Below are 12,413 nucleotides of genomic sequence, written 5' to 3' on the forward strand. Positions count from 1 at the left end.
TTCATTTAAAAACGAAACTTATAATTTTAAAGTTCTAAAAATTACGCAAAATCAGCAATCTGCAACTTCATCAAACGAAACTTATAATCTCTTAATATGAGCCTATATGGTTTAAAATGATTTTTCCACCATATAAGTAATATAAGTTCATTTAAAACAGAGCTTATAATTTTAAAGTTCTAAAAATTACGCAAAATCAGCAATCTGCAACTTCATCAAACGAAACTTATAATCTCATAATATGAGCCTATATAGTTTAAAATGATTTTTCCCTACATATAAGTAATATAAGTTCATTTAAAAACGAAACTTATAATTTTAAAGTTCTAAAAATTACGCAAAATCAGCAATCTGCAACTTCATCAAACGAAACTTATAATCTCTTAATATGAGCCTATATGGTTTAAAATGATTTTTCCCTCCATACTAAGTAATATAAGTTCATTTAAAAACGAAACTTATAATTTTAAAGTTCTAAAAATTACGCAAAATCAGCAATCTGCAACTTCATCAAACGAAACTTATAATCTCTTATATGAGCTTATATGGTTTAAAATTTCACAATTTACTTTCTTTCTCCAACGCAACTTCTAAGCTTTCGAAATTAGAAACTACTTTTTTGATTAACCCTTCTTTATCCAAAATAAAATGTGTTGGAAAAGCATTCAAATCCAGTTTTTCATTCATATAACCTTTCATGTTTGGAACAACCGAATACGAAAGCGGTTTCCTTGCTAAAAATGTTTTCAATTGTTCCGGTGTATCTTCGGCAAGACTTATAAAAACGATGTCTTTTCGGTCTTTGTATTTGGAGACTAATGCGTTGACCTGGGGGAATTCTTTGATACAGGCTGCGCAATGAATGTACCAGCATTTGATTACGATGATTTTGCCTTTCATGGATTCATTTGTAACTGTATTTCCTTCTAAATCATTAAAAGTGAATTCGGGAAAAGGCTTTCCTTCCATCTCGTAATTTTTTAAGGCATCAAAAGCTTCCTGATTAATGGTTGCTTTGATACTGGTATCTGATTTTGGAAGGATTTTAAACAGCTTGTAATAATAAACCGAATCAGCTGATTTTAATCGGATTGGTATAAAATTTTCGTTTGTCAGGGCATTCAAAAATGCTTTTTTTGAGATTTCTTTTGATTGAGAATCCAGAGCGGTAAAATCTTCGGATAAGATTATCTTTTTGTTATAAGCCGACCAATCACTAAACGTTTTCTGAATTTGAACAGGATCGACTTCAGGAGTTCCAAATTTATTTTGGGAGAAACTTAGAGAAAAAATAAAAAGAAGTGGCAACAGACTGATGAATTTCTTCATGGATTTTATTAAATAATTTAGGAGTCAAAAGTACTTAAAAATTAGTTTTTTACGCAGATTTTGGAGATTTAGACAGATTTTTTATTGTGATTTTTGAATTAGAAGTTAATTTCAAAAAAACTCAAAAGTCGTAAAATTAAGTCCTTCTCATTTTTGTCATTTCGACGAAGGAGAAATCACGCTAGCAGCTCGACAAAAGTTGGTTGCTCTCCCTCAGTGATTTCTCCTTCGTCGAAATGACAAGATTATTTAAATCTTTGTAAATGATTGTTATGAAACCTAAAGCCCTAGCCCTGATCGAAGCGGTATCCTTTTATGGCGATCCCGATAGCTATCGGGAGCCATAAAAGATTAAGCGGAGAGCAGGACACGAGCGATAGCGAACTGACGAAGTAAACAGCTCCTAAAAACTTAAACAAAAAAAACCTGACAATTACTTGCCAGGTTTAGAATGCTCTCCTCTAAGCAAAAACCAAATAACAAATTACCTAAAATCGATACATTTTGGAAATGAAAATCAGATTAAAAAATAAATAACCAAACTCAATTTTAACCTACCCAATTTTTTATTTCCTTACTTTTAAAACATTCAACTTATTAACTGGTCTAAAAGTATCTCTACCGGATTTGTTGCCGGCAGAGATTTAGTACCAATTAACACAACTTCACTTAAACTACTTTACTAACTCAAACTTTATATTAATTTTTTAAGGCTTGCATAGACTGCCAGCTCAACATCGGCATGATCTTTTGTATTGCATTGCTCGATTAAACTTTTTAAATCTGCTGATTTTAAAGTTGATTTATTATCTAAAACCAATAACAATTCTTGTGACACATCGCTTAATTTTTTAGCCAAAGGCAGAATTGGCTGTACTAAAGGTGCGTTGGCACTTAAGTCATTTAATTCTTTATATACGGCAATCCATTTGTTTAAAAATGTGGTAACTTTTGCTTTGTTTTCAGGTGTTTTACTTGCCAAATATTGTTTTACGGCATCATCAAATGCCAATGCATCTTTTGCATCCGGCGTGCAGGCATCTGCAAAAAGTGTAAACGGTGAATACGTTTGATATTCGGTTCCGTCTTTGTTTCGTGTATATCCTTTTAGCGGTTCGCAAACATTTGAGAATTCGCTAAGAGATTTTACATTTTGGTTGTTTGCAATATTTCTTAAAATCACATCTTTGTTACGAATGTGCGTTAAACCCAATTCTTCTAATCGGAACGAAACGGTTTCAAGGCGTCTGCGCATATCGGCAACATCTGTAATATTTTCGGCTGACCAAAGCCTTTCTGCAATTGCTGCCGTTCTTGGCCAAATTCTGGAATCTATTGTTTCCGGTGTCGCCAACTCTGTCCACATCGGGGCTTCTCCTCCTAAAATCCTTGCTTTTTCTTCAGTTGTAAATTCAACTCCTTTCGGCATTGGGTCAGTTAAATAATGGCTTTCAATTGGATACATCAAATCGATATAATATCCGTTTGACAATACTGTTTTGTATCCTTTTTTTACTGCTTCTGCTAAAGACTGGCCCGGCAGAACACCTTCATTTGGTCCTCTCCACGAATGAACGATTGCTTCTTTCGAAAGGTTTTTGGTTAAAATTTCTTCCCAGCCCATTAATTGTTTTCCGTGTTTTTTAAGCATCGGAACCAATTGCATGGTAAAATAAGTCTGCAGTTCGTGGTTGGTGGCTAACTTATTTTTCTTTTTAAATTCCTGAATTTTAGGGTTTGCATCCCAGTCTTTCCCTTCATTTTCATCTCCTCCAATGTGAAAATAATCCCCGGGAAACAATGGGCAAACCTCATCAAAGATTTCGCTTAATAATTGATATGTCTTAGGATTTGTAGGATCTAATGTAGGTGTAAAAATACCCGCATTTCTTTCGACAGTATAGGTTACAATTGCTGTGCCCTGAATGTTTTTTTCTGCTCCGCCTTTTAATGCGATCACTTTACTTCCTATTTCAGGATAAGCTGTCAATATCGCGGTTCCGTGACCCGGAACATCAATTTCCGGAACGATCAAAATACCGCGTTCATCAGCATATTTTACGATATTTCTAATTTCTTCCTGCGTGTAATACATTCCATCCGAAGCCAGTTCAATTAGTTTTGGATGTTTCTTCATTTCGATTCTCCAGCCCTGATCATCTACTAAATGCCAGTGAAAAACATTCATTTTCATAGCCGCTAATCCGTCAAGATTTCTTTTGATTACGTCTACCGGCTGAAAATGTCTTGCAGCATCAATCATCAGACCTCTCCATGTAAATCTTGGAAAATCTGAAATTTGTGCTTTCGGAAAATAAAATGATTTACTATCATTCTGCAACAGCTGCAATAACGTTTCAAGACCATGTAAAGCTCCCAGATCGCTAGTTGCTTCTATTGTAATTTTGTTTTGTTTGATATCTAAATGGTAACTTTCGTCTTCATACAAACCAATTTTTCCGCTTTTAGTACAGTTTATCTGAAGTTCTGCTGTTGGAACTTCGTTTAGTTTTGTAACAAAATCCTGTCCGAAAAAAAGACCTGTTCTGCCATCTAAACGGCGTAAAAAACGAGTTACCCCTCCAAAAATTCTCGGATTTGGATTGCCGGTAATATTTACTTTAAAATTTTTACTCAAAGTAAAACTTCCATCATTTAAAACAATGTTTTGCGGCCAGGGCATAAGATTTAGCTGCTCTTTTTTAATCTGAGCACTAGAAGTTAAACCTGCTAATAGTAGGACTAGTATATATTTCATTTTATGGCGCTTGAAAAATGGTTATCCTGAGACAACATTAATAAATAGATAAAAAATCCAGAATGATCTCTCTATTGATCCTCACTATCAGTATGAAATCAATCTGAATTTGGTAATTTGATTCGCTATAAATCAAATCCTAAAAATAATCTTAGTAATCAAAACGTTTGAAAGCCTCAATAGCTTCGTATTCTGCCAAACCTAATTCATCGTACAGAATGGCAGTATTTTTATTTCGGTCTTCTGCCCTAACCCAAAATTCTCTGGAGTCATTTCCCTGGAACATCACCCTGTCTTTTTGAGACTGGTGATATAAAATCGCATGACGCTTCAATAATACTTCAGATGGAGAAAGCGGAACGGCCATGTCAATTTCGTGAATGTCCCATTCGTGCCAGGCACCTCTGTACAGCCATAACCAGCAGTCATCCATATAGGGTTCTGATTTTAATTGCTTTAAAGCTGCAAATATGGCATTCAGACAAACCTCATGTGTTCCGTGCGGATCTGCCAAATCTCCTGCAGCAAATACCTGATGCGGTTTTATTTTGGCAATAATATCCTTTACAATAGCAATATCTTCAGGACCCAGCGGGTTTTTCTTTACCTGTCCGGTTTCATAAAAGGGAAGATCTAAAAAGTGGGTGTTTTCATCTTTTAGTCCGATGTATCTTGTTGCAGCATACGATTCCCTTCTGCGAATCAGTCCTTTTAATTTTCGAACTTCCAGTGAATCTACCTGATCTTCAGATTTGTTGTTCAAAAATTTAATAACTGATTTGAAATTAATTTTAGCATCAATATCTCCAACAAAATCGTTACATACTTCAGCAAATTTTAGTGCTTCATCGTCTGTAACCGCTATATTTCCTGAGGTTTGATATACAACGTGTACATCATGCCCCTGTTTGATTAATTTTGAAAAAGTTCCTCCCATAGAAATCACATCATCATCAGGATGCGGACTAAAAAGAATCACTCGTTTTTTTGCAGGATTGGCTCTTTCCGGACGATGAGAATCATCTGTATTAGGTTTTCCTCCAGGCCATCCTGTAATAGTATGCTGCAATACGTTGAACATGTTAATATTCAAATCGTACGCAGAACCTTCCTGTGCGAGAAGATCAGACATTCCGTTGTTGTTGTAATCACGGTCTGTTAATTTTAAAATCGACTGTTTTGTTTTTTGGCACAACCAAACAATCGCTTTGCTTTTTAATTCCTGTGTCCAGATACATTCTCCAACTAACCAAGGCGTTTTGAAACGCGTCAATTCTACCGCTGCAGACTGATCTAAAACGAAAGTTGCATTAGGATGATTTTGTAAAAATGTGGCAGGAACTTCAGAACTGATATCACCCTGAATGGTTCTCTTGATGATATCTGCTTTGTTTTGTCCCCAGGCCATTAGTACAATTCTCTTCGATCTCATAATGGTCGAAACTCCCATGGTAATTGCTCTTTTTGGAACGTTGTCTATACCATTAAAGTCAGATGAAGCATCTACCCTTGTAATATGATCCAGTGTAATAATTCTGGTTCCGGAGTTAATGTGCGATCCCGGTTCATTGAAGCCCACGTGACCTGTACGTCCGATACCTAATAATTGAAAATCAAGGCCTCCGGCTTGTTTGATATTCATTTCATAGTCGATACAATATTGATTCAACTCATCAATTGCAACGGTACCATCAGGAATATTAACATTCTCCGGATCGATATCAATATGATTAAAAAGATGCTGATGCATGAAATAGTGATAGCTCTGATTATTCTCCTTTGACATTGGATAATATTCATCCAGATTAAAAGTGATTACATTTCTAAAACTTAATCCTTCTTCTCTGTGCATTCTCACTAATTCCTCATATACTTTTATAGGAGAAGAACCTGTTGCCAGACCTAAAACACAAGATTTATTTTTTTCTTGTTTAGATCTAATTAACTGAGCGATTTCCTGCGCTACAATTAATGAAGCTTCTGCTGAACTTTTGAAGATTTCATTGTGGATTTTCTCAAATCTGGTTTCTTCAAATTTTCCTGCACTTTTATAGCTGATATCAGGTTTTATTTCTAAAGCACTTTTCATTTTTTTTCTTTTTTGATAATATTATATATAAAAGCAAGACTTACATGTAATTAATTAATTTACAAAAACTTAAAAAATTACTAATCCCAACTTATATTCTTTTCTGCAAATTTATTTTTAAAGGACTCCTCAAAAAAATTATTTATACAAACTGCTCAAACTTTTAAACGAACAGCACTATTCAGTCAATAACACGTTTTTGTACAATAAAAGGAACTTCTAGCCCTTAAAAATTCACCTGTTTTACAATACTTTTAGTTACCACATAAATCAGAAGTGACAAACCCCAGTTTTGTATATTTTTTATGAATGACATCCAATAAGGAATACTGATCAAATGAATCCTGGGCAATTTCCCAAATCATTATTCCGCCAGTCGTTTCTGAAGCCAGTTGCACTTTTTGCTCAATAGTTGGTCTTCCGTTATAATAAATTTTACCCAATTCATCCAGCTCTGCAAATTGACTGCCTACTGCAATAATTTGTGCGTAAGTTGCACTGGTAGCAACAGGATCTGTAAAATTATAACCATAAAAAGGAACTCCAAGTGTCAGTTTTTCTTTTGGGACATTTTGCATTTCATTCCAAAATTCGATTCCTAGTTTAGCATCATTAAAAGAACTATGCTGACCCGGCTTATTAGGTGCCCATGGTCCTGTCATGTCATACGCCATGATATTGATAAAATCAAAAGCATTGAGAGCTTCATTGTTTATATTTACAAAACGGGTGTTATTTGGTAAAGCTGCCGTTATGAGTTTGTTTTTGCTTTTTATGGCATTTTTTAGTTCAATAACAAAACCACTGTAACCTATAGTTACCGCATCCCATTCCAGATCTACATCAACACCATCCAGTTTATGAACTTCAACAAAATCTATTATTTTTTTTATAAAAGCAGGTCTGTTTTCCGGCTTATCAATAAGCAACGACCAATTAGCAGCCTGTTCTGCCGAGATAACTCCACCGGCAATAGATACACATATTTTAATATTGGGATTTATAGCTCTTACATGTTTAATTACCGCATCAATATCACCATCAAAAATTAAATTACCCGTGTTATCCGGATTTGCAAATGACAGATTAAGATGCGTCAGCTTACAAAATTGTATGGAGCTGATTTTACCAAAATTATCTATTGACAAATATCCTACAACCCTGGCCGTTTTAGTTTTTGAATTATCAATTTCTGCATCGTTGCCCTTAGAGCAGCTGTAAGAGGAAAAAAGTGAACCAATAAAAAAAAGGATGCCTAATAAGGCTTTATTTTTTATCATTATTTTTAATTTAAAATTGTTTTTTAATTTAATTAGAATGAAAATAACACCTTATTAGGCATAACTTTGGAATTATTTTTTAGTTTGCATCCCACCAAACTTTATTCAGCCAGTCATTTGTTCCTCCCATTCTTGATAATGCCTCCAAATAATTTGCTTCATTTTTCTGCATCTCATCATTTGGATAATACAAACGTTTTGGCATAACACCACCTGTTTCAGAATCTGGATTTGTTATTGGAAGCAATTGAGGAAATCCTGATCTTCTCTGGTTTGAGTAAGCTTCTATACTGTTGAATATGTATGTAATCCAAAGCTGAGTCCCAATTTGCTCTTTTTCTGTTCCTGCAACCAATGGCTTAGCATTTAAATAAGCATCAATATCAGTCTGAGATGGTAGAGGTGCGTTATAAATTGCCAATTGTTTGATACCAGCTTCAACTCCTTTTTTGTAATATTCAGCAGCAGAAGTTCCTGTTACCCATCCTCTGTGAGCAGCTTCTGCCAATAATAATTGTGTTTCCGAATAACTTACATGCAGATAAGGTGTTGTTTTTTGCTTAAAATAAGACTGAATTCCTGAAGTTGCAGTTGCCCCTCCTGGAGCCTGATATTGAAAAAGTCCTGGTCTAACTCCTTCATATAATTTTTCTCCTGACTGAACAGGCTGTCCACCTTTTCCGGGTAATGCAGATGTTGCTTTAGGAGTTGCGAGCATCGTTAGTCTAGGATCTCCATTATCTCTCAAATAATCTATTACTAATGAACTGAAATGATCTCCGTGTTCATTACCTACCATTGCATAAGCTAAACCATTTCCTCTAAAATCAATAGAAGCAGGATTATCGTTAAAAGTAGCATCTAAGTGTTTCATCACACAATTGTCAAGGTTACTTTCAAAAACACCATTTTGTAAAGCTGCTTTTACCTGCTTTTCTGCTTCTGCAGGTTTTACTTCAGAAAGTCTCATTCCTAAACGTAGCCTTAGCGTATTAGCCAGTTTTTTCCATTTTGAAATATCACCATTGTAAAACAAATCTCCCTTAACAATACCACCACCGGCATTTAACTGGTTGTAAGCTTCATCTAACTGACTGAAAAAGGCCATGTAGACTTCTTCTTGTGTATCATATTTTGGTGTTACAATTCCTTGTGAAAATCCTAATCCCGCTTGAGAATAAGGAATATCTCCATAAAGATCTGTCAAACGATGAGCTACCATTACTTTCATGATTTTTGCTACAGCATTCATGTTTACCATAGCCGGATTACCACTGGTTTTATCCAAAATATCCACAACATTTTTCAACTCATTAGCATAACCGTTTCTCCAGATTGCTGTTGCATAGTCATCCTGTTTCTTGAATTTGTTACCATATTCTGTTTGATTCCACGCACCTGAATAATGCTGTACAAATCCGCCTGAATAAATTAAGTTAGTTCTCCATTGATAGTATCCGTCACCAGACATACACAATTGGGTAAAGGTAAGCTGACCTGCAGGATTTGCAGACAAGGCTACCGGGTCTTTCTCCAGTTCATCAAAATTTTCGGTACAGCCAACTGTGGTTAACAATATGGCTATGGCTAGTATTATTTGTTTAAATTTCATAATTTCTTTTTTTTTAGAATGCAACTTTAATATTAAAACCATACGATTGTCTGAATGGTAATGAACCATATTCAAATCCTTGACCATTTCCAGAAGTGTACATAGATTCCGGGTCAACGTTTGGTAAATCTTTATTAAAAGTCAATAAGTTTCTTGCGAATGCAGATACATAAATTGAGCTAATTTTTGCTCCGCTAAAAACGCTTTTTGGTATCGTATAGCCTAAACTTACTTCTCTTAATTTCACGTAAGAAGCATCATAAATAAATGGTGCTGGTGTATTATTGAAAACCGTAGTCCAATAATCCTGAGGATTTACAGGTTTAGTATTTTGCACGTATACAGGATTAGCTGCAGTTCCTGTATTTACAACACCTTGTGCTATATAACCAGCCGTAGGAATCCATGTTGCTTCATTAAAAGCAGGATCATTTGTTACAGCATCTGCTCTTGCTGCGTTATAAGCATCTCTACCCTCTGTAGTTACATCTAAAAGTCCTTTTTGTGCTGCTAATGAATTTGTCATAGAATACACATCCATTCCAAATTTCATATCAATTAAAAACTGAAGCGTTATACCTTTATAAGAAAATCTGTTGGTTAAACCGGCAGACCAGTCAGGAAGTCCTTTTCCTAAATTTACTTTAGAATCTGTAAACAAAGGCATACCGTTTGCGTCTACAATTTTCTCTCCTGAAGGAGTTCTTAGAAAATCTTTTCCGATGATAGTTCCATACTGACCTCCAACCTGAGCTACGATAGCGGCTCCTGCCCAACGAGCTTCAGAAATAGCATACGTATTAATATCCGGATGTAAAGATATAATTGAGTTTTTGTTTTTTGCGAAGTTCAAATCAATTCCCCATTCAAAATTATTTGTTTTAATTGGAGTACCTGATAAGAAAATCTCTATACCTTCATTTCTTAATTGTCCGGCATTTACTGATAGAAATTCGTATCCGGATGTAGCAGATGAAGCTAAGTCAAGTGTTTGGTCAGCAGTATCTTCACGATAAACTGTAATATCAGCTTTTAATCTGTTTTTAAAGAATGCAGTTTCAACACCAAACTCAACTCCTGTTTTAGACTGATAAGTCAAATTAGCATTTGGCGCTGCAGAGTTTTTAATATTAACAACACTCTGTCCGTCATAAGATGAAAAAGTAGTATAATTTAGTGCATTTTTATACGCTCCCGGAGCATTTGAAACCTGAGCCCATGAAGCTCTGAATTTACCATAGCTGAATGCATCGTTTTGAATACCAAAAGCATCAGAAAATATAAAACCTAACGAAGCTGCAGGATAAAAAGCATCTTTGTTAATAACACTAAACCAGTCATTTCTTCCTGTAAACTCAGCATATAAATATCCTTTGTAATCAAATTTTGCAGAACCGTAAACCGAGTTTGTTCTGGTTCTGGTTACGACAGGAGCATTTTCAGTCTGGTTCACAAAATTACTGATATATTCTGTACCCGGCTCAATAATTTTAGTACCAAATCTTGAATTTTGTTCTCTTTTAAAATCTCTTCTTCCAGTACCTAAAATTCCTGAAAAAGTAAGGTCAGTAGCTAATTTTATATCGCTGAAAGTAGCAATAATATCAGTGTTCATCTCTGAAACATTTATATTCTCCAATCCTAAATATCCTTCGTCTCTTCCCGGCCATGTACTTCCTGCTTCCATAAAATCTTTAGAACTGAAAGCATAGCTATCCAAACCAGTTCTAAAAGTCAATCCTACCCAGTTTTTTATTTTATAAGTTCCGGTAACATTTCCTATAAAACGGTTTTTTACAGATGAGTTATGATTTTCCTGTGTAGTAAAATATGGGTTTAATTGATAGACATTAGTATTCCATGGATAAATTTGACCTGTTTCATCATTTTTATAATTTTTTAACCATGCCTGATCGAAACTTGGCGCTAATGAACTCAATGAATAACCAACATTATTTGGTGAATCTCCCAATCCCGGTCTGTTCTGTGTATTTTCAACCATATAATTTACGTTTGCTGCCAAAGTAAATTTATCTGATTTTATAGTTCCATTTAAACTTGCATCGTTTCTTTCTAAACCGGATTCCGGAATAACATCATCATTGGTCAGGTTGTTATATCCAAAACGAACAAAAGCATTGTCGCTTCCTGCTGATAATGAGATTCCGTTTGTAAGCGTTACTCCTGTTTTGAAAAAATCCTGAATATTATTATCTACTCTGGCATAAGGCTTCATAGAACCATCAAATATTTTTATCTGCTGTCCCACACTTTCTGAGAACTTAGGTCCCCATGCACTAGTAGTATAATTATATATTTCATTAGGACCTTTTGTTGGATCCGGTAAAGTCCCATTTGTTCCGGAACCATATTCATTCTGATAGTCAGCATACTTAGCATCTACCCTATCAAAACTTACACCGCTTGTAAGTTCAACCTGCAATTTACCTTTGCTCCCTTTTTTAGTTGTAATCAAAATAACACCATTTAAAGCTCGAGATCCGTATAATGCAGCAGCAGCAGCTCCTTTAAGTACAGTTAAGCTTTCAATATTGTTTGGATTAATACTTGAAATCCCGTCACCGTTATCTCTTCCGTCAAACCATTTACTGTTAGCAGCCGTATCATTATTCAAACCAGAGTTATCAATAGGAACCCCATCTACAATGTACAGCGGCTGATTGCTTTCGCCAATACTCGAAATACCTCTAATAACGACTCTTGTTGATCCACCTACTCCTGTGGCCGGAATCGAAACATCAACACCGGCAACCTTTCCGGAAAGTGCAGTAGCTACGTTTGTAGTAATAACTTTGTTTAATTGATCCCCTTTAAGATCCTGAACTGCATACCCTAGTTCTTTCTTTTGTCTTTTAATACCTAATGCCGTAACAACTACTTCATTTAAGGCATTTGAAGCCGCTAATTTCATTTTCACATTAATTGCAGCAGCATCACCAACAACAATTTTTTGTGTTTCAAGACCTACATAGCTAAAAACTAATGTTTGTCCGTTTTGTGCTTCAATAGTGTACAAACCGTCAAAATCGGTAGTAGCACCTTTTTGTCCTCCCTGCACAGCAACAGATGCTCCTGGTAACGGCATCCCATCAGAATCTGTAATCAAACCCTTGACATTTTTTACCTGAGCAAGCGAAACCTGCGCTGTAAAAACAATCATAAAGATTAATAAAAATTTTTTCATGTTTACTTATTTTGTTAGTTATGGGGTAAATTTATTCTTAAGGTATTGTTAAAAAAAATAATTTATACCAACTGCTTCAAACTTTAAACCAACGACATAAAACAATCAATAATCCGTTTTACGAAAACGTTATTTTAATA

General features: G+C 35.0%; 6 protein-coding genes. All 6 read right to left on the reverse strand.

The annotated features are described in order from the left end of the window. Positions 1-558: 558 nt before the first annotated feature. The 6 genes from FLV_RS11540 to FLV_RS11565 all read right to left on the reverse strand — a co-directional run bounded on the left by FLV_RS11540 (position 559) and on the right by FLV_RS11565 (position 12,273). Positions 559-1,329 carry a TlpA family protein disulfide reductase gene (locus tag FLV_RS11540; protein ID WP_243233997.1) on the reverse strand — a complete coding sequence of 257 codons (771 nt, stop codon included), beginning with the start codon at positions 1,327-1,329 and terminating at the stop codon, positions 559-561. 694 nt (positions 1,330-2,023) lie between these two features. Next, positions 2,024-4,087, reverse strand: a complete 2,064-nt coding sequence (locus FLV_RS11545) for a beta-N-acetylhexosaminidase (RefSeq protein ID WP_243233998.1) — start codon at positions 4,085-4,087, stop codon at positions 2,024-2,026. A gap of 151 nt (positions 4,088-4,238) precedes the next feature. Then, the gene (gene nagB, locus FLV_RS11550) at positions 4,239-6,176 is read right to left on the reverse strand and encodes a glucosamine-6-phosphate deaminase (RefSeq protein ID WP_243233999.1); all 1,938 of its coding nucleotides are present in this window, start codon (positions 6,174-6,176) and stop codon (positions 4,239-4,241) included. A 254-nt stretch (positions 6,177-6,430) separates the two neighbouring features. Further along, entirely contained in the window at positions 6,431-7,456 is a 1,026-nt protein-coding gene (locus FLV_RS11555; RefSeq protein ID WP_243234000.1) for a glycosyl hydrolase family 18 protein, read from the reverse strand. A 79-nt stretch (positions 7,457-7,535) separates the two neighbouring features. Beyond that, on the reverse strand, positions 7,536-9,068 hold the full coding sequence (locus FLV_RS11560) for a SusD/RagB family nutrient-binding outer membrane lipoprotein (protein ID WP_243234001.1): 1,533 nt from the start codon (positions 9,066-9,068) through the stop codon (positions 7,536-7,538). 13 nt (positions 9,069-9,081) lie between these two features. Continuing rightward, the gene (locus tag FLV_RS11565) at positions 9,082-12,273 is read right to left on the reverse strand and encodes a SusC/RagA family TonB-linked outer membrane protein (protein WP_243234002.1); all 3,192 of its coding nucleotides are present in this window, start codon (positions 12,271-12,273) and stop codon (positions 9,082-9,084) included. Between the last annotated feature and the right edge of the window lie 140 nt (positions 12,274-12,413).

Source organism: Flavobacterium pectinovorum (genome assembly GCF_022802975.1).
Classification (GTDB): Bacteria; Bacteroidota; Bacteroidia; order Flavobacteriales; family Flavobacteriaceae; genus Flavobacterium; species Flavobacterium pectinovorum_B.

Bases quoted from the DNA above. Each gene is read 5' to 3' on its own strand.
- FLV_RS11540 (WP_243233997.1), bottom strand. From the start codon at position 1,329: ATGAAGAAATTCATCAGTCTGTTGCCACTTCTTTTTATTTTTTCTCTA.
- FLV_RS11545 (WP_243233998.1), bottom strand. From the start codon at position 4,087: ATGAAATATATACTAGTCCTACTATTAGCAGGTTTAACTTCTAGTGCT.
- nagB (WP_243233999.1), bottom strand. From the start codon at position 6,176: ATGAAAAGTGCTTTAGAAATAAAACCTGATATCAGCTATAAAAGTGCA.
- FLV_RS11555 (WP_243234000.1), bottom strand. From the start codon at position 7,456: ATGATAAAAAATAAAGCCTTATTAGGCATCCTTTTTTTTATTGGTTCA.
- FLV_RS11560 (WP_243234001.1), bottom strand. From the start codon at position 9,068: ATGAAATTTAAACAAATAATACTAGCCATAGCCATATTGTTAACCACA.
- FLV_RS11565 (WP_243234002.1), bottom strand. From the start codon at position 12,273: ATGAAAAAATTTTTATTAATCTTTATGATTGTTTTTACAGCGCAGGTT.